This window comes from Tunturiibacter lichenicola, assembly GCF_051013355.1.
Taxonomy (GTDB): Bacteria; Acidobacteriota; Terriglobia; order Terriglobales; family Acidobacteriaceae; genus Edaphobacter; species Edaphobacter lichenicola_F.
In genome coordinates this window covers 3,053,193-3,071,706 of record NZ_CP132944.1, presented here as the reverse complement: position 1 = coordinate 3,071,706, position 18,514 = coordinate 3,053,193, and the positions used below count along the sequence as shown (strand labels likewise).

At 56.1% G+C, this 18,514-nt stretch carries 14 protein-coding genes; 6 read left to right on the top strand and 8 right to left on the bottom strand.

Translation table 11 applies throughout. The annotated features are described in order from the left end of the window. The first annotated feature begins 4 nt into the window (after positions 1 to 4). From thiC to RBB82_RS13005, 4 genes are read left to right on the top strand one after another with little or no spacing between them, the layout of a single operon-like run. Positions 5 to 1,846 (top strand): phosphomethylpyrimidine synthase ThiC, encoded by a 1,842-nt coding sequence (thiC, locus tag RBB82_RS13020; protein WP_433970975.1) that lies wholly within the window; start codon positions 5 to 7, stop codon positions 1,844 to 1,846. Then, the gene (gene thiO / locus RBB82_RS13015) at positions 1,843 to 2,952 is read left to right on the top strand and encodes a glycine oxidase ThiO (protein WP_433970973.1); all 1,110 of its coding nucleotides are present in this window, start codon (positions 1,843 to 1,845) and stop codon (positions 2,950 to 2,952) included. Before thiC ends, thiO begins: the two co-directional genes overlap by 4 nt. Next, complete coding sequence (thiS, locus tag RBB82_RS13010) at positions 2,937 to 3,134, top strand: sulfur carrier protein ThiS (protein ID WP_433970972.1); 198 nt, start codon at positions 2,937 to 2,939, stop codon at positions 3,132 to 3,134. Before thiO ends, thiS begins: the two co-directional genes overlap by 16 nt. Before the next feature lies 1 nt (position 3,135). Beyond that, a complete protein-coding gene (locus RBB82_RS13005; protein ID WP_433970971.1) occupies positions 3,136 to 3,966 on the top strand; it encodes a thiazole synthase in 831 nt (276 codons plus the stop codon). A gap of 186 nt (positions 3,967 to 4,152) precedes the next feature. Here RBB82_RS13005 and RBB82_RS13000 read toward each other — a convergent pair whose 3' ends face one another. The 3 genes from RBB82_RS13000 to RBB82_RS12990 form a co-directional block, all read right to left on the bottom strand. Continuing rightward, the gene (locus tag RBB82_RS13000; RefSeq protein ID WP_433970969.1) at positions 4,153 to 4,344 is read right to left on the bottom strand and encodes a hypothetical protein; all 192 of its coding nucleotides are present in this window, start codon (positions 4,342 to 4,344) and stop codon (positions 4,153 to 4,155) included. Positions 4,345 to 4,359: 15 nt separating this feature from the next. Next, positions 4,360 to 4,740, bottom strand: coding sequence for a hypothetical protein (locus tag RBB82_RS12995; protein ID WP_433970968.1), 381 nt, complete (start codon positions 4,738 to 4,740; stop codon positions 4,360 to 4,362). A gap of 420 nt (positions 4,741 to 5,160) precedes the next feature. Continuing rightward, positions 5,161 to 7,716 carry a PAS domain-containing protein gene (locus tag RBB82_RS12990; protein WP_433970966.1) on the bottom strand — a complete coding sequence of 852 codons (2,556 nt, stop codon included), beginning with the start codon at positions 7,714 to 7,716 and terminating at the stop codon, positions 5,161 to 5,163. Positions 7,717 to 8,005: 289 nt separating this feature from the next. Between RBB82_RS12990 and RBB82_RS12985 the strand changes: the two genes are divergently transcribed. Both RBB82_RS12985 and RBB82_RS12980 read left to right on the top strand, forming a co-directional pair. After that, positions 8,006 to 8,263, top strand: a complete 258-nt coding sequence (locus RBB82_RS12985; RefSeq protein WP_433970964.1) for a helix-turn-helix domain-containing protein — start codon at positions 8,006 to 8,008, stop codon at positions 8,261 to 8,263. 47 nt (positions 8,264 to 8,310) lie between these two features. Then, entirely contained in the window at positions 8,311 to 8,646 is a 336-nt protein-coding gene (locus RBB82_RS12980; protein WP_433970962.1) for a hypothetical protein, read from the top strand. Between the two features lie 578 nt (positions 8,647 to 9,224). Here the strand turns inward: RBB82_RS12980 and RBB82_RS12975 are convergent. The 5 genes from RBB82_RS12975 to galA form a co-directional block, all read right to left on the bottom strand. After that, the gene (locus RBB82_RS12975) at positions 9,225 to 10,352 is read right to left on the bottom strand and encodes an IS110 family transposase (RefSeq protein WP_433970961.1); all 1,128 of its coding nucleotides are present in this window, start codon (positions 10,350 to 10,352) and stop codon (positions 9,225 to 9,227) included. A gap of 99 nt (positions 10,353 to 10,451) precedes the next feature. Next, the gene (locus RBB82_RS12970) at positions 10,452 to 11,816 is read right to left on the bottom strand and encodes an IS110 family transposase (protein WP_433970960.1); all 1,365 of its coding nucleotides are present in this window, start codon (positions 11,814 to 11,816) and stop codon (positions 10,452 to 10,454) included. A gap of 328 nt (positions 11,817 to 12,144) precedes the next feature. Next, the gene (locus tag RBB82_RS12965; protein ID WP_433970959.1) at positions 12,145 to 13,455 is read right to left on the bottom strand and encodes a HupE/UreJ family protein; all 1,311 of its coding nucleotides are present in this window, start codon (positions 13,453 to 13,455) and stop codon (positions 12,145 to 12,147) included. Beyond that, positions 13,452 to 14,609: a DUF3500 domain-containing protein gene (locus RBB82_RS12960; RefSeq protein WP_433970957.1), complete on the bottom strand. Its 1,158-nt coding sequence runs from the start codon at positions 14,607 to 14,609 to the stop codon at positions 13,452 to 13,454. Before RBB82_RS12960 ends, RBB82_RS12965 begins: the two co-directional genes overlap by 4 nt. Positions 14,610 to 15,305: 696 nt before the next feature. Beyond that, positions 15,306 to 18,323, bottom strand: a complete 3,018-nt coding sequence (gene galA, locus RBB82_RS12955; RefSeq protein WP_433970956.1) for a beta-galactosidase GalA — start codon at positions 18,321 to 18,323, stop codon at positions 15,306 to 15,308. Positions 18,324 to 18,514 lie beyond the last annotated feature (191 nt).

The following is an 18,514-nucleotide window of genomic DNA, read 5'->3' as shown; positions in this document are numbered from 1 at the left end:
AATTTTGAAACAATCGCCAACGTTTTCGACAATACGTACACCTTCCTCCTATCCTGCATCGCACAAGCGTTACCTTCAAGGCAATTGCGGGGACTTGCGTGTACCTTACCGGGAGATCGCTCTGTCCCCCACGAGCCATCGTGATCGCATAGAAGAGAACCCTCCATTACCGGTTTACGACACTTCCGGGCCATACACCGACGGCGACGTGCGGATCGACCTGTCTCGCGGACTGCCCGGTCTTCGCGCCGACTGGATCGAGCAGCGTGACAATACCGAGATTCTTGCCGCGCCCAGCTCTGAGTATGCGCGCGAGCGCGAAAGGGATCTACTGACATACAACTTGCGCTTCCCTTCTCCGCCCATCTCTCGGCGTGCGCGAAAGGGTCAAAACCTCAGCCAGATGCACTATGCGCGTAAGGGGATCATAACGCCGGAGATGGAATTCGTTGCCCTGCGTGAATCGATGCACTTGCATGAGTTGTCAGAAGACCCGGCTTACCGCGCGCTTCTCTCGCAACATCGCGGTCAGTCTTTCGGCGCGCATCTTCCCCCTCGGATAACGCCCGAATTTGTCCGCGAAGAGGTGGCCGCCGGCCGCGCAATCATTCCCGCCAATATTAACCATATCGAACTGGAACCGATGATTATAGGCAGGAATTTCAGAGTCAAAATCAACGCCAACATCGGCAACTCCGCAGTCACGTCCTCGCCTGCGGAGGAGGTGGACAAGATGATCTGGGCTGCCTATTGGGGCGCCGACACCATCATGGATTTGTCCACGGGGGAACATATTCACGAACTCCGGGAATGGATTCTTCGCAACTCGCCGGTACCGATCGGCACCGTTCCAATCTATCAAGCTCTTGAAAAAGTGGGTGGCCGCGCCGAAGAACTCACCTGGGAGTTGATGCGGGACACGCTCATCGAGCAAGCCGAGCAGGGTGTGGATTATTTCACGCTGCATGCCGGAGTTCGGCTGCCGTGGATTCCGCTTACGGCGAAGCGCCTGACGGGAATCGTGTCGCGCGGCGGTTCCATCATGGCGAAGTGGTGCCTTGCACACCACCAGGAGAATTTTCTGTACACGCATTTCGATGAGATTTGCGAAATCATGAAGGCGTACGATGTGTCCTTCAGCTTGGGAGATGGCCTTCGTCCCGGGTCTATTTACGACGCCAACGACGAGGCGCAGTTCGCGGAATTGCGAACGCTCGGAGCACTGACAGAACGTGCGTGGAAGCACGATGTCCAGGTAATGATCGAAGGCCCTGGTCATGTACCGATGCAGCGCATTCGCGAAAACATGGATGAAGAGTTGCGGCAGTGCTTCGAAGCACCTTTCTACACGCTGGGGCCGCTCGTGACCGACGTCGCTCCCGGTTACGATCACATCACCAGCGCGATAGGCGCGGCACAGATCGGCTGGTACGGGACTGCGATGCTCTGCTACGTAACTCCCAAAGAACACCTTGGTCTTCCAAATAGAGATGACGTCCGTACGGGCATCATCAGCTACAAACTCGCTGCACATGCAGCAGACTTAGCCAAGGGATGGCCCGAAGCACAAATTCGGGACAATGCCCTCTCCAAGGCGCGCTTCGAGTTCCGTTGGGAGGATCAGTTCAACCTGAGCCTTGACCCCGCCCGTGCTCGTGAGTTTCACGATGAAACCTTGCCCCACGACGGCGCCAAAACCGCGCATTTCTGCTCGATGTGCGGGCCGAAGTTCTGCTCGATGAAGATTTCTGAGGAGATTCGCGAGAAATATCAAGGAGACGCAGAAGCCGGCATGGAGGAAAAGTCGCGGGAGTTTGCCGAACTCGGTGGCGAGGTTTACCGGTGAATCGACCGGACGTAGCAATCGTGGGGGGCGGCCTGCTTGGACGTTGTTTGGCCTGGCGTGCGTCCCTTTCTGGTGCGCGTGTCGTCCTCTATGATTCGGCCAGTAGTCGAGGGATAAACTCATCAGCTTGGGTGGCGGCAGGAATGATCGCTCCGACGACGGAAGCCATCGACGCAGACGCACAAATCGCGTCAATGGGGAATAACAGTCTTAGGCTATGGCCGCAATGGTTATCTGAGCTGCCTATCCCTGTCTTCTATCGTGATGCTGGAACTCTTCTGCTTTGGAACCGCGAGGACGCGGGAGAAGCCGCCCGTGCTCAGAGCATGCTCGCCGCACGCCAAGCGCAGTCGTGCGTCCAAAGCCTCGAAAGTTCGCAAATCGCTCGAGTAGAACCCGAGCTCGGAACACGATTTTCCCAAGCGCTGTACGTCCCCGGCGAAGCGCAAATTGACAATCGCGATCTATTGAAAGCGGTTGGCCTCGCGCTTGACGAGGCGGCCATTGAGTGTCACTGGGAGACTACCCTTGAAGAGGGCAATCTTCCCGACTCGGGAATTATTGTGGATTGCCGCGGCATGGGTGCCAAGGGCGATTTCCGCAATCTTCGAGGTGTGCGTGGCGAGATAGTGCGTCTGCACGCACCCGAGGTCGAACTCAATCACATGTTGCGGCTCTTACACCCGCGCTACCCCGTATACATCGTTCCGCGCGCAGACGGAAAACTAGTTGTCGGTGCCACCGCCATTGAGTCCGAAGATCGCTCGCCCGCCTCCGTTCGCGGGGTTCTCGAGCTTCTGACTTCTGCCTATTCGATCCTCCCGGCTCTGGCAGAAGCGCGCATCCTCGAATTCAACACCCAGGTCCGGCCCGCCCTGCCAAACAACCTGCCGGCGATTCAGTTCGATCGTGAACAGAAGATTCTGCGTATCAACGGGCTTTATCGTCATGGTTTCTTATTGACTCCAACTATCGTCGAGGAGGTATTGGGCCTACTGTCCGGGCGGGCAAGCGGACGCTGGCCCTGTCTGGATGTGAACTGCTCTGCGGCTGTGTTTGGACCTTGGAATCATTCACGTGAGATGCAGACATGCTTGTCATCGTAAACGGCAAAACCTGCCTTTTGCCTGAACTTCGAACCCTCGATGCGTTACTGAGGTTTCTCTCGCCAGCGGTTCCGTTCGTAGTCGCGTGCAATGAAGAGCTTGTTCCGCGGGGAACCTACGAAGAGTGCGTTATTTCCACTGGAGACAGGATCGATATCGTTCACCCTACAGCCGGAGGTTGAGATGAATGGACAACAAATGGAAGATCAGCTGAATTTGTATGGACAGAGTTTTTCGAGCCGTCTCCTTCTAGGAACTGCCCGATATGATTCTCCCTCGCTGTTGGCCGATGCAATCTCAGCCGCGGACCCAGCGATGCTTACAGTGTCTCTCCGTCGCCAAATCTCCGGCGCGAAGGAGTCTGGTCAAGCATTTTGGAACTTGCTTCGGGAGAGCCAGCGGACAATTCTCCCAAATACTGCAGGGTGTTTCAGTGCTCGCGAGGCCGTAAAGACCGCCTGCATGGCACGCGAGTTGTTTGAGACCAACTTCATAAAACTCGAAGTGATTGGAGACGAACTCAACCTGCAACCAGACCCATTCGGTTTGGTCGAGGCTGCGGACGAACTTGTAAAACTTGGCTTCCACGTTCTGCCCTACTGCACCGAAGACTGGGTTCTTTGCAGACGCCTCATCGATGCTGGATGTATGGTGCTAATGCCCTGGGCCGCTCCCATCGGGACCGGTCAAGGACCACGCAATCCGCGCGCTTTACGGGAGTTGCGTGAACGCGCCCCACAGATCACACTTATCGTAGACGCGGGTATCGGTCTTCCGTCTCACGCGTGTCAGGTGATGGAGTGGGGATTCGACGGCGTACTGCTAAACACAGCTGTATCGCGTGCTCTTGAGCCGGTTCGAATGGCGAGTGCCTTTGCCACAGCTATCAGGGGAGGCCGCAGCGCCTTCCTCGCAGGGCCAATGAACGTGCAGGAGCTCGCTGTTGCGAGCACGTCCCAGATAGGCCGCCCTTTCACTTTCGATTCACCCCACTCCACGGGCGCCGCACGCTAGAGAACCCTTAGGTCCAATGGCAGCGGATCACTGAGAACTCTTAACGCCTCTGAGAAACGATCTTGATCTTGTGGGGAACGACGACTCGATCGACAGCCATCGCGGCTGCCCGGGTTGCATTACCGGCAACATCTTGCGTTATCGAGTCCATAAGAATCGATTACATCACAGCCATAGACCGTCTTCTCAAGCGGTCTTGGCTTCGCGTTCATCAGCCTTCGCGGCAGCCTTACGGACCGGCTTCTTGAGAGCGGCCTTAGCCATTCCCTGCGAGACGGCTTTGCCTACCGCGTCTTCAGTAAGACCCTTCTTGACGGCTTTCCTGACCGCTTTTTCAACTTTTTCAGCCGCCTTCTTCCTCGCTTTATCGTTCGTCATTTTCCCTCACATTCTTTACCGCCGTCGGGCAGCCTTCTTTACGGATTTCTTCGCAGTTTTCTTAGCCGGAGCTTTCTTGACTGCAACCTTTTTGGCAACCTTCTTCGCAGGTGCCTTATTCTCAGCTTTCTTTGCCATGGTTTTCTTGGCGGCGTTTGTCGGAGATGCCTTCTTCGGCGCATTTTTCGTCACGTCTTTAGCTGCTTTCTTGGCAGGTGCTTTTTGGACTGACTTGTCTGCCACGACGCTCTTGGCAGGTCCCGTCTTCAAAACTTCTGTCACCGTGGTTACGGCTGCACCGACTGCGGTTTTGACCGCGCCTGCCAGATCTTCTGCCATCGCAATTCCGAAACCAACAGCCTCGCCGGCCTTCTCCACTATTGTCTTTTCAGCCATTTTCAGATCCCTCAATCTTTATGTTCATACGCAGTCCCGAATTGTACATGTGGGCTTCCTTTCTGTTATTTCCCCCGCTTCATCTAACAGGCGCGCGCCGCTGACGCCGCAAATCTGCCCACCCGGGTTCGCCCCGCTGCAGCCGTTTCCTGCGGATTCATGTTGCGGGCCGGACCCAACCTGCTCGATGGCACGGATAACCCTTGCGAAGAGCTTGGGAGTAAACCTCACCTCGGTTACAAACCAGCGTTCATACTGACGAAGCCGTAATCGGTCAAATTCCGCCCGGGTGAAACCGCAGCAGGAGCGCGCGGGACGGCGAATTTCGCCGATGCTTCAGCGCGGAACTCTTAGCAGAGATCGGCTATGAAGCCGCAACAAGGACTGCCATCGTCGAGCCAGGGAGATCTCGGCTCTCAACTACTTGTCAGCTCTCAAGACGTGCACTCGTCGCGCGCCGCAGGGAAGCTTGACGCTGAACTTAGCTCCATAGTCTGGATTGTTCTCAGCCCATAATTGTCCATCGTGAGCTTCAATGATAGACCGGGAAACGGCCAGACCTATCCCCATACCTTTTTCTTTGGTTGTTACGAAGGCGTCAAAAATACTCTGGGTATCCTTCAGGCCTGGTCCATTGTCTATAACTTCAACTAGAAGGTCACTCTCATTGACGAAAGCGGCCTTGATGATCAGATGAGGCGGCCGAGCGTTGCCTTCCATCGCCTCGATTCCGTTCGAGATCAGGTTGATCAATACTTCCTGAATTTGAATTTGTTCAACTACGATTGGCGGAAGATCACCCGCAATTTGTACATCAATGGGAATTCCATCTCTCTTCGCGTCTTCATGAACAAATCGTATCGCCTCGCGAATGATCTGCGACGGCCAGGCGTGCTTCTTCCTGAGCGGTTGCTGTTTAAACAACGCCCGAATATGCTTCATCCTCTCGTCAGCAACGCCCCCGTCGCGTAGCAGTCGCTCTATCGAAGTCAGTGCTTCACTAAAATTCGGTGGACTGTTTGATAGCCAGCGCCGAGCGGCCTGACCATTTGCCATGACAGCAGTGAGAGGCTGGTTTAATTCGTGTGCGATCGATGCGGATAACTCAGCTACCGTGGCGATTCGAGATGCTCGCGCCAGTTTGACGCGGGTTTCCCGTAAATGGTCCTCTGCTCGCTTTCGCTCATCGATATCGATGGCGACCCCAAACCACTGGACGATCTGCTCGTCTTCGTCTCGCAGGGGCTCTGCGCGACTCAGATGCCAACGATAAACCCCGTCTGCTCGTCGGATGCGATGTTCGTTGATGTAGGAACTTCCGGTCCCAAGAGCCTTCTTGAATTCTTTGACGACGTATTCCTGCTCTTCAGGGTGAGTGGCTTCAACCCATCCCCAGCCTTGGATCTGATCCAGGGTCATTCCAAGGTAGTCACGTGCCTTCTTGTTGACGAACGTATACTTTCCATCAGGCCCCGTCGAATACAAGCTCGAAGGAACCGCGTCCATCATTCTCTGCATCTGATGGTCAGATTGTTGGAGAGCGCGTTCCGCAGCCTTCTGGGTAGTTGTATCGAGCATGATTCCGTGAAACGCGATGGTCTTTCCGGTGTCATCGCGGTAAGGGGCAACGCTGGTGTGAAACCATCGGTATTGCCCGTCAGCGCACATAAAGCGATTGACGGTGTCATATCCGACACTTTCTGTGAGCAACCGATTCCAATGGTTTGAGGTTTCCTCGAAATCATCTGGGTGGATCATATCGGTCCAACCCGTCTGCTCTAGATCCTCAGCTGCTCTTCCGCTGTACTCGATCCCCTTTTGATTGATGTAGACGATCGCCCCGTCTGGTGCGGCCTTGAACAGAACAGCGGGGAGATTCTCGGTAAGAAGATTCAGTTGCAGCTCTCTCTCCCTGAGCAACTCTCTGGAGCGGTAGAGTTCATCGATGTCTGTCGCGACACCATACCAGCAATAGGACCTTCCATCTACGCTCGGATATGGTTCTGCGATCGTTCGGAACCAGCGATATGCCCCATCCGCTCCACGGAGTCGGAACAGGTGATCCATGGGTTCAATTTGTTCTGTTGACTGTGCCTGATTTGCCAATGCACGTTTTTGATCATCAGGATGGATATATTTCTGCCAGCCCCCACCGTGTAATTCTTGCTGTTCGACACCGACGTAGTTGTGAATCCGTTGATTTGTGTAGGCAATACCCTCCACAGTTCGAAGAGAAATCATTGCAGGCACACGTTCCAGCAATTCTCGCGCCTCATGCTCCGCAACCTGCAAAGCCTCTTCGGCCCGTTTGCGATCTTCGATGTCGGTGCCAATACCGTACCACTTCAGAATCCGTCCCTGCTTATCCCGGAATGGCTCGGCAGCAACAACAAACCAGCGGAATTCCCCGTCGGCGCGACGGAGCCGCACCTCATCCTCAAAGGGCATACCTGCTGTCGAGCACTTGCGAAAAGCCTCAAAATGCTGTTCGAGATCGTCGGGGTGAACTGCGGCCTGCCAGTTCAAACCGATCGGGGAGCGACCCACATACTCAATCCAACGCCTGTTTAGAGATACAACCGAGCCGTCGGGAAGCGCGATGCATACCATTGCCGGAATGGTGTCCATTACCTCGCGCAGCTCTTTCTCGCTCCGGCGAATGGCCTCTTCGTCACTGTTGCGGTTACTTGCGACAGCAATGGTGATCCAAACAGAAGCGATGCACAGGCCAGTTTCCAGGAGGCCCCCACCGACTTTGAACTGAGGGTGAGGTGCGAGTGCACAGAGAGCTGACACAACGGTAAAGGTAGTAGCTGCTAGCTGCGCTTCGAATTTGCCGAAACGCTTGACAAGAACCACGATGAAGAGAACAGCAACGATTCCAATCGCCTGGACAAACCAGCCGAGAGTTGCTGCCAAGAGCATGATTAGTAGCAGTTCACCGAACGGTCTCATTTTCAGGCGACTTGTGTTCATAACGTCCGCCCTATTTCCTATCCACTTTTCGAGTGGCGTTGGCGGATTCGCTTCAGAGAAGAACCACTAACGCGGAGGAGGCATTTTGGGCCGCTCGTTGGATGTGTTGTGATTTTCTTCGGTCCGAGATCCAATGAGTTGAATGCGCTCCACGAGGCGATTAAGTACTCGACGTTATGAACATAGACAATATGTCACTTGGCGACCCTCGATCTATTACATATTTATGTCACGCATGATGTTGAACTGACGGCGGAGATTTGCGGTTTTATTCGCATAAAATGCGAGGATGCTATCCACTGTGTCAAATTCTGCCCGAGTGGAGCCGCAGCAGGAGCGTGCAACACGGCGGCTTGCGAACTTTCTGGATGTTGCAGCGGTGCTCTTCGCAGAGATCGGGTATGAGGCCACAACGATGACTGCTATCGCCGAGCGTAGCGGTTCCGGGATTGGCACGCTTTATCACTATTTCCCAGACAAGCAATCCATGGCCTTAGCTCTTTTAACCAATACACACAGAAGGTCGAGGCTTATTGGAAGCCTTTGATAGAACAGGCGGAGACACTGTCCCACACCGCATTTGCGGAGACGTTCATGGAACGCGTCATCGAATTCCTAAGGGAACGTCCCGCTTACCTGCAGTTACATGCCGCGCCGATCCGGCTTTCCCGTGATCCGGCTGCGCGCAGGGCTTTGCGCGTTGCTATCGCGAACGCCTTTAGAGCGAAGGACCCATCGCTCACTAACGAAAAGGCTATGTTGACCGCAAACATCACTCTCCAGATGGTCAAAGGCATGACAACGCTCTACGCAGAAGCAGGTCCGAGGGAGAAGCCTCTGATCATCGCAGAATATAAGAAGGCCTTGACGCTGTACCTGGGAAGCGTTTTGTCCGCGGACGAGCGGCCTTCAAAAGAAAGCCGACGATAAGGCAGGCCGGTTCTCGACATCGCACTATGAGTGTTGAGGTATTCGCGGGTGAAGGGGAACTCGGAAGTTGGCACATGGACTTAGAGTAGGCTTGTCGGACAGATGACCGTGCAGAGCGTAACTCCTGAGTCACGGGCAACTCGGAAGTTACCCCCGTCCCGGCATAACTTCCTGTTTGCCGACAGTCCGTCTGGAATCCTGCAACGCCGCGCACTCGATGAGTGCTAAGGCCTGATATGGAGTGACCGTGTCAACGCGGCGAAATCCGTGGGGTTGTTTTTGTCGTTGTCGTTGCTTTTGTATTTTCCCGAAGACAGAGCGAGCAGCAGTCGGAGCAGTTGTGAGCGACGATTGATCAGTCTGATATTCGCGGGTCGGAACCGCATAATCATGATCCGTCGGGAGCTGCCTCTGACTGTTATCGCGAGTCAGGTTGAGCCTGTCGCATAGGCCGAGCGAGGGTTCTCCTTCGTGCTTGCCCTGTCTGCTGCCGGCTCTGTGTTCGAGATGGTTGTCAGCGTTCATCGATTAGGCGTTCTTAGCTTTTCCCTTTTAAGAGGTTTTTGTTTTGGCTGTTGTCAGGCTGCAACTTGCTGCTTGGAGACAGTCTCGGCTCTGGTTCCGATAGCCCAGATAAACCCCAGCAGTTCTCGAGCTACTGCTGTGACGATCTTCCTCTGGTCCTTGCCGGCTGCGCCTAATCTCATATACCGCTTATGCAGCCTGTGTTGCGCTTTCCACGCAATCTCCTTGGCCTCTTCCGAGATGGTCTCCTGTCTTCGACGCAGTCCGTACCAGATACCTGGTGGACGACGATAGCTCCATGCGGTTTCAACAACGATGCGCCGCAGGTGCGCGTTGCCAGTCTTAGTGATGCCTCCTCGTCTGGTTCGCTTGCCACTGGAATCTTCGCTGGGCACTGCGCCGCAATAACCCATCAGTTGCCGGGCACTGTCGAAGCGGGATACTTGGCCTAATTCGGCCGCAATGGTCACCGCCGAGATATCTGCGATACCGCGCAGCGCCTGTAGATCGTTAATGACCTGTTGCAGTGCGGGCGAGGCCACCTTCACCGCTTCCGTGATGGCTTGCTCCAGACGCTCTACACGTCCCCGCATGTGCTCGACTTCATGTAGATAGTCCTGGCGCGTGGACTCCTGAGCTATCTGAGTGAACCGTAGCTGCGCGACCCAGATCAGGTAAGGGCGCGTCCATGACCTGACTCCGGTCGGTGGACGCTGACCGGAACGCAGAAGGAACTTGCTCAATCGATGCCGTGCTCGTGTCTGATCCTGCTTGGCTGCTTCGCGGGCACGCACCAGATCGCGCAACGCTTCGGAACCCGCATCGGGAACCCACACCGCCGTTAGATCTCCGGATCGATAGCAACGTGCCAGCTTCTCTGCATCCCGCCGATCTGTCTTTACCCGATCACCTGCCTTCACAGGCACCAACGTGGGTGCTACAACCTCGCACTCGACCCCTAGCTCCGCCAGCTGCCAGTACACGACATAGCCCGTCGGTCCGGCTTCGTAACATGCTCTCAACTTGGCTGCCGGACCAAGCTTCTTGATCAGCTTGCGGATAGACTCAGCGCGGTTCGGAATCGTTCCCAAGCTCCGCACTTCACCTTCCGACTCCGCAACCGCGACGGCGATCGTCTCAGCATGGACATCCAAACCCAAAAATCGTAACTTCTCCTTCATGACCGGCTCCCTTCCGCTTGTGGCTCTGAACTGCGCGTCCTTCGGACGCTCACAGCTTAACCCACGGTCAGCGCATCGGCGCCGGTCACTCTCCAGAAACTAGACGGCTGAATTCGGAAGGGGTGCCAAGCAGAGATGGAGTTCAGCGGCTTTTCTCGAAAGCCATCTCACCTGTTGCTCTTTGAACTTTGCCTCGTATGCTGCTGCGCCATGATCGACATATTTTGAGCCGTACTTAATCATGCGGTAAAACAATCGCGCGAGGTGATGAGCCATTGCGGTGATTGCCTTGGGTGCTCCCAGACGGCCCTGTAAGCGCCGGTATTTGGCCCCTAACGCACTCTGACTTCGGCGCAATGCGCTCGCCGAAAGCCGGAACGCTGTTGCTGCTCTGCTGATCACTTTTCGTGTTCCTCGCTGAAGCACCTTCCCGCCGCTGATTCGATGATCGGGACATAGGCCAAGCCAGGACACAAAGTGCTTTTCCGTTCTCCAAGCACTCATGTCGGTCCCTGTGTCTGCCAGAATCGCCTGTGCAGTCACGACGTTGATACCATCAATTTGCGTCAGATCAGTTCCAGTCACACGATAAAGCTCGCTTCGCAGGTCGAATGATGGAGCGTTGCCATGGGGCCGTTTTCCCTTTCGGGGTTTCGGCAGAGGGTTGGTGTTGTTGTCGACCTGGGCGGACATGTTTTTCAGATGTTGCTCAATTCGATAGTCGCAACGCTCGACCTTCTGTTGATAGACCTCATAGAGCGCAAGATTCTCTCCCACGACAAAGATCAGCTCGTCCCGCCAATTTCCCAGCAAGCTCTTGGCGACCTCATCTGGTGTGGCCTTGATGCGCCAGTCTCGCATCGCAGCCAGTCGCTGCGGATCCCGTTCCCCCTCCACGATCGCGCGTAGGATTCTTAATCCGGTTGTACCGCTGATATCGCTGATCACGTTGGCCAGCTGTAGATTCATCTCCGTGAGTGCCTTCTGAATGCGCTGGATGCAGGTTGCTGCTTCCTGCACCAGTGTTTCACGATGTCGGAGATAACGACGCAGGATGATGATCTCCCCCTGTGGCCGGAACGATGCGGTTAATAACCCGTAGGTATGCAACTGTTGCAACCACTGACAGTCCTTTACATCCGTCTTGCGTCCTGGCAGGTTCTTGGCTTGACGAGCGTTTACGACGCAGACCTTGAACCCCCTGCTCTCTAAAACTTCGTAGAGGGCGATCCAATAAACGCCTGTGGACTCCAACGCTACAGTCTTGATCCCGCAACGCTCCAACCAATTTGCAAGCGCATGCAAATCTGCCGTGAAACAGCCGAACATCCTTACGGACTCCCCATCCCGTCCTGCCGGCACAGCTACCCAGTGCTGTGCGTTGCCGACATCGATGCCGGCAGCATCGTGATTGATCTCCGCAAATCCATCCAATGTTCTGCGCCTGTCTCTTGCTTTTGCCATCGAACTGCCTCCGTCTTAGAAGTTGACGGACTCGGCCCGGGTGCCATCGGTTTAGTAAACTCTCCAACGGGATCAAGCTGTCACCAGCTGCCACCAAATCACGAATCGCCAGCACGCCGGAACCACGCTCCATAACGGGCACGAAGCTCCAGAGAGACCACGGTCATAGCTTGCCGAGCCGTCAAATCTATCTGATGCGTTAAGGCTTCGAACCCAGTTTCTGGTATCGGGAACGGCGACAACCGCCCTGCGCGGCTCCATACTGACTGTTATCGCCAACTGAGGGCTGAACGATCGCGTTCGTCAGTGAACATAAGCCGACTTCCCGTTATCTATCCATGGATTTCACAGCGGTAACGGACTCGTTTGGACCGGATCGAACGTGCTGATGACTCAACCACGCGACGACGCTGCAAACCCATAGTCCGGCATACAAGAGCACGCCGTGGTGCGCAAGCGTTTCGATGCCGTAACCGATCGAGTTCGGCTGGTCGACGACCCGTTCGGCAATCCAAGCACAGGACGCGACACTCGCAAAGGCGGCGCCGGTCAACCGAAACGCCGCGTAGCGTTCCGTGCGGCTCAATACCAGCAACGCCGGGAGCGTCATGGTGATCACGGCAAGCTGCATGGCTTCTATGCCAACGTTAAAACCAAGTAGGCTGACCAGCCGATATAACCTAGTGACGCCAAGCTCATTCAGTGCGGATGCGAAGGCGAGCCCGTGGATGAGTCCAAAGAATCCTGCAATGATGGATTCGCGTCCGGGAAAGATTGGCCGCATCGCGTGAATCGCGGAGACTAGGATCGAAATGGCGATTAGTACCTCAACTGGCCGACTGGAAAGATGAACCAAACCCAGACCCGAGAGAGCCAGCGTCAGGGAGTGTCCCAGAGTGAACGCCGTCACGATACCTAGAATGTGGGTCAGGCTGCGGCCGATCGTTGTGTGTCCGCTCCATCGGCCCCGGAACGCCAGCAGGGGCGCTGGCAGCAACAGTGTAAGAAGAAATAGTAGATGATCTGTTCCCTCGGCGATGTGGCGTGCGCCGAGCCTGAAGGCGCCGCCGAATCCGCTCCAGATAGAGCCTTTCGAGCGTGCGCCGGTGGCTTGTGTAAAGGTGACTTGGTAGAACGACTGGCTCTGATTGCGGCTCTGCGTTCCTAGCACAAGGTCTTTATCTTGAGGAACGAGGCTGTTGACCAGATAGACGGAGATGTCACTCCTGTGATGGTTCGCAAACTTGAGTAGATGCTCACCCCGGGAAACCGATAGTTCAGACGAAAACGTAAGCTCGATCTCGCCGGTTCCTTGCTTCATCAGGTCGACGGACGGAAACGTAGCCGAAAGCAAGTACAGTGGCAGCCTCCTGTCGTCTTCCTCCACCTGTAGATCCGTCAAGACGCGCTGCGCATAGCGATGCTGCTCCTCATTCGACAGCACGCCGTCGTGATTGCTGTCGATCGTCGCGATCACATCGCGTGCGACTGCAACACCCGGAACAAGGCGCATCGTTGTCTTCAGGCTTCCCGACTCAATCGAGAAGATCGTGGCCTGAAGGTATTCGTCGATCCTATGCGCCCGCGCAGGCAGTGACACCATCCCCAGCAGCGCGAGCGATATGAGCCGCCTATTCACTTTCCGATAACACCCTGACCATAGTCATTCGTCGGATCGCGGTAGATCGTGTGAACGTGATTGGTCGGTTCGTCGCTCTGCGGGGCATATTCGATGACTAGATGTGGCCCTTGAATGCGGTAGTAGGCGTTGATATTGGTTCCCACCTGAAGATCTGTCGGGCCGCTCCATGCAAACCAGGTGTCGTTAAGTTCGGACTTGAGTTGCGCAATACGGGCCGAAGCCATCGAGTCGTTCATAATTCCGGCCCATTCCGCGATCACCTGAAGGAGCAGAACCTTTTGCCTGTCGTTCATCGCGGAGACTCTGAGTCCCTCAGGGCTCATCTGTTTTCCGTCTTGGCCGGGGCCCAGGACGAGGTCGACCACCTTATAGCTGAGCACGGCCTGCGACCGTTGCTTTGCATCGAGCGACTCCAGCAGAGTAAGTGCCTCGTCGCTCTCGCGGCCAAGCGGTCGAATGGTTTTGCCATCGACCTTGAAGACTGCCGGCTGTGCTCCCGTCAGTGAGGGCGTCATGATGCCCTTACTCCCAACGATCGTGATGTTCAGTGCAAGATGATGGCCACCGAACTGCAGCATCCACGGAGATGTCGTCGAGGGCTTACCGAGGAACGAGATGTAATACAGATCGCCTCCGAACATGTTGTCGCTGTCGAACTGCGGTGGTCCGCCGCCGGGTCCACCCTTCCTTGGAGGACCACCCGCTCCCAACGGAGGTGATCCTTGCCTATTCGGCGGAGGGCCGCCTCCCGGCGCGGAACCATTACCGCGCGGACCACGCTTTGAGCCGTTCGTCTTGAAGTCGTCGTCCGCCATCCGGATCTGGCTGACCTTCTCATAGCCGCGCGAACTCAAAACCGTCTTCATCAGATCGAGTGCCGCCGTCTTCTGCACTGCGCTCATTTGCTTGAGGTTAATGCCACCGCGCGGGACAAAGCCGGTGGGAAAGTTCGACCACCGCGCACGCTGCGTATTGTCGTGGAAGTCGTACAAAACCTTGGCGCGCTGCGCTTCGCTGAGAGTCGACAGAAACTTGTCCGCCGACTGCACCGCTAAATCAACCGGCTGCTGAGCTAAGCATGGAACAGCCAGCACCGCCGAGACGGAGAGTATGCGGACGAAATCACGCAGGGTAGGAGGTATTTTAATCATGTGTCCATTGAGACGCCAATTTATCAATCGGCGGCTACTATAGGACTAAGACTGTATATCTTCAGCTTCATGAAGATCTCGCCTCGGGTAGTCGTGGGCGGAGCCATAATCCTTCTAGCCACTGGGAGCCTCGCCGACAGAGTCGGTCTTCAAATGGCTTTCTGATTCCTTCACTCTGTTACGTCTATATTGGCGGCTTCGGGATGCAAACAGATATCGAAACCTGCTTGGTAGATCGATAGATTCCAAAGCAGTCGCTCATTCGGTCTTGTGAGTCGTAGCACTCCTCGCAGTAAGCCCAATGAACGCTCTGCCACTATCTAACTCCCCGGTTCGAGGCGATCCGCGCGCGATCCTCATGGGATGCCGAGAGTGCTAGAACGTTTGCCATTCCCACTGAATCTACAGATTCGTTTGGAGAGGACACTGCCGCGGCTCGATGCCTCCAGACATCTGAAGTGCAGTCTCCCGAGCCTCGTTAGCGACTATACATAAGATGCGTCATCAGTACCGATCTTGTAAGCAACGATAGATGGGGCGACTCCAGCTCTCGCCTAATATGCGTCCGTGTACTTTTCATAACTGTCGACCGAGCATGAAAGCCACAATAAGTGCCATGCCAATTCGCTGAAGGATGCGATCAAAGCATCTTGTTTTAAGATGCGACCTCGATTATCTCAGCGCCCGTTGGCAGCATCACCGCGGCGACCGCAGAAGTACCACTGGAACTACCGGTGGCCCGGTCATCGGCGGCACGTCAATCGAGGGATCCGACCCGTTCGGCGCTGGCCCGATTGCTGGTCTCTCGCCGCCGGTCTCTGTCTTCTTCGACAGCAGGTCGCCCAGCCAGCCGAGATCGATCGTCTTCTGCAACTCCATCCGATCTCCCTTGATTGTCCCCACGTAAGTCCCGTTGCCCGATTTGAACGACACTCTATCCCCATCTACCTTGCCATCGGTGACAGGACCGCCGGATGAACCACCGTCTCCAAACCCGCCACCGCCGCCTTCCATTTGCCCGGTTAGGATATTGCCTTTCTGCAACAGCGTGAACACCGAAGCGTTATTGCCTACCAGGAATGCCAACATGCCTGGCGGCGGCGCTCCCGGCGCTGGCCTCCACAGCCCGGTGATCCCTTGCCCTTCCGGAACGCTGCGCTCCCACACCGGCACGTGGGGACGCAGCTCCCCAGCGACTGCCTCAACCGTCACCTCCGCAGAAGCAAGCCCGGGTGAACTCACCTCCACCGTGATGCTTGCGGCTTTCTTCTCGGTCTGCACGAGGCCCATACAATAGCCGCCAAACGCCTTCCGTGCGCTGCCTTTGTCCGGTTGTTGATTGGTTGGATCGCCATTACCAGTGCCGATCAGCCGCCCCGCTCCAGCTACCTTAAACATCACATCGTTCTCAGTGACCGGAACCACACGGCCTTCCGCGTCGTGCACCTCCACGGCAAACATCGCGACGTCCTCCCCGTCGGCTTTCAGCGTCTGCCGGTCTGCTGTCACCATCAGCTTCGTTGCGACTCCCGTAGTCTCGCGCTTCGTCGTCAGCGCTACCACTTCGCCCTTGTAACCACGAGCCTCGATGGCTCCCGCGGCATATTCCGCCGTCCAGTCCACGTGACCATCGCGCGGGACATTCTTCGTGCCAAGGCTCTTCCCGTTCACCAGCAGTTCCACTTTATCCAGGTTCGAGTACACCCAGACAGAGATCTTCTTCCCCTCGTAGCTCGGCCAGTTCCAGTGCGGAAACAGGTGCAGCACCGGCTTTGAAGTCCACCAGGACTGGTAATAGTAAAACGAATCTTTCGCAAAGCCGCAGGTATCGATGATCCCGTACTGCGAACTGATATTGGGCCATCCATTCGGCGACGGCTCCCCGCGATAGTCGAATCCGGTCCAGACAAACCCGCCTGAAACCCATGGCCTCGAGTTGCAGAAGCGCCACCATCCCTCGGCCGAAGCCCGGCCCGTCGTCGTATACGGATCGTAGGAGGAGACGAATCCCTTCGCCTTATCCGTCACATAGATCCCGCGCGTGCCGACTGCGCTTACGGTCTCCGTTCCAATCACTGGCCGGTCGGGATGTTCCCTGTGATATGCCTCGGCCTGCGGGTCCATGTAGTTGTACCCGATCACATCCAGCACCGCGAGGCCTCCCTTGCCTATTGCGCCCGTCGGTGCAATCGAAACCGGACGCGTCCCATCCAGCTCCTGCACGAGCGCCTTCATCGCGGAAAGAATGAGAACGCCGCGTTCGTTGTTCGCCATCCCCTCTTCGTTCCCCATCGACCACATGAAGACGCTGGGCTGGTTCCTGTCCCGCCTCACCAAGTCGCCGAGCTGCCTCAACCCTTCATCATTCGAAGACATCATGCGCGTCTCATCGAAGACCAGCATGCCCAGCTCGTCGCACGCATCCAGAAACTCCGGTGTCGGCGGATTATGCGAAGTCCGCAGAGCGTTGCAGCCCATCTCCTGCAGCCTGCGAACCCGGTAGTACTGAACAGCATCCGGCACCGCTACACCCACCCCGGCATGGTCCTGGTGATTGCAGGTGCCCTTCAGCTTCACCGGCTCGCCATTCAGAAAGAAACCCTTTTCCGCATCGAAGTGTATTGTTCGAATGCCAAACCGAGTCTCGTAGCGATCGATCGTTGCTCCGTCGGTCTCCAGTTCCGTCACCATACGGTAAAGATGTCTTTGCTCGAGCGACCAGAGCAACGGCTGCTTCACCACGATCTGCTGGGCGCACTCCCGCTCTTCAAACCCGGCAATCGACAGCGCGTCCGAGCGCGATCTTCCAACAACCTTTCCTTCAGGATCGAGTATCGATGCAACGGCGCGCACCGTCCGCGTCTCCTTGTCACGGTTCGCGATCTCGGTACGAATCGAAAGCGTGGCAGACTCGCCACTGACTTTGGCCGATACGAAGGTTCCCCACTGCTTCACGTGAACCGAGCTCGTCTTCACCAGCCAAAGATGCCGGTAGATACCGGCGCCTTCATAAAACCATCCGTCGCTGGAAGTGGCTTCCACCCGCACCATCAACACATTCCGGCCGCCGGGATTGGCGAACGTGGTCACATCGAAGCTGAATGGGTCATACCCGCCCTTGTGAGTTCCGATGTAGAAATTATTGAAGATCACGGTGGTCTCGCGGTACGCGCCGTCGAACTCGAGCGTAAGCAGCTTTCCCGCATCTTCGGCGGGCAACTCGAACACCCGCCGGTACCAGCCGACGCTCGTCTCTGGATACTTCCGCCCCAAAGGATAAAATCCTTTGCTCGCGAGCGATGGGTCATCTGTGAAAGGCAGCTCGATCGCCCAGTCATGCGGCAGATTCACCGCCTCCCACTCGCCGTCATCAAATGCAATCGAACCCTCAGGCAGAAAATTTCCAGTCTTCTGGAAGTTTCCTATACGCTCCGTACCAAACCCGAAGTCCTTCGCCGGGTCGTTGGCGTTGCCGAGATGAAACCGCCAGCCAAAGTCCAGGAGCAACCGCTCTCGTGCCACTCCCTTCGAGGGGTTTGCCGCCGACTGATCCCACGCCGCTGCCCCCGCCGTGCGAAATCGAACTTCCGAGCCTTCAGCAGGCTGGCTTGTAGCAGCCGCCACGATCCCTAATGGTCCCAATGCGTGAGTAGCCACTACCGCCGGAGCGATCAGCCCGGTCTTCAATAGATTCCGCCGCGAAAAATCCTTCATGCACACTCCCGGTCGGTTCAAGGCTCCGCTACTGCTAACCCCTGATAAACCGATGAGCTACATAGTTACATAAGCAGGTAAGGCTGGGCATCCGGCAAATGAAAAGGCTCCTAAGATAAGATTGGCCAACTGTCCACTGCGGGATGGTGTTGGTCGTTATGAATCGGGAAGCCTTGGCATAGGTCTGATGG

Coding starts and splice junctions, on each gene's coding strand:
- thiS (WP_433970972.1), top strand. CDS start 2,937: ATGCTTGTCATCGTAAACGGCAAAACCTGCCTTTTGCCTGAACTTCGA.
- RBB82_RS13005 (WP_433970971.1), top strand. CDS start 3,136: ATGAATGGACAACAAATGGAAGATCAGCTGAATTTGTATGGACAGAGT.
- RBB82_RS13000 (WP_433970969.1), bottom strand. CDS start 4,344: ATGACGAACGATAAAGCGAGGAAGAAGGCGGCTGAAAAAGTTGAAAAA.
- RBB82_RS12995 (WP_433970968.1), bottom strand. CDS start 4,740: ATGGCTGAAAAGACAATAGTGGAGAAGGCCGGCGAGGCTGTTGGTTTC.
- RBB82_RS12990 (WP_433970966.1), bottom strand. CDS start 7,716: ATGAACACAAGTCGCCTGAAAATGAGACCGTTCGGTGAACTGCTACTA.
- RBB82_RS12985 (WP_433970964.1), top strand. CDS start 8,006: ATGCTATCCACTGTGTCAAATTCTGCCCGAGTGGAGCCGCAGCAGGAG.
- RBB82_RS12980 (WP_433970962.1), top strand. CDS start 8,311: ATGGAACGCGTCATCGAATTCCTAAGGGAACGTCCCGCTTACCTGCAG.
- RBB82_RS12975 (WP_433970961.1), bottom strand. CDS start 10,352: ATGAAGGAGAAGTTACGATTTTTGGGTTTGGATGTCCATGCTGAGACG.
- RBB82_RS12970 (WP_433970960.1), bottom strand. CDS start 11,816: ATGGCAAAAGCAAGAGACAGGCGCAGAACATTGGATGGATTTGCGGAG.
- RBB82_RS12960 (WP_433970957.1), bottom strand. CDS start 14,609: ATGATTAAAATACCTCCTACCCTGCGTGATTTCGTCCGCATACTCTCC.
- galA (WP_433970956.1), bottom strand. CDS start 18,323: ATGAAGGATTTTTCGCGGCGGAATCTATTGAAGACCGGGCTGATCGCT.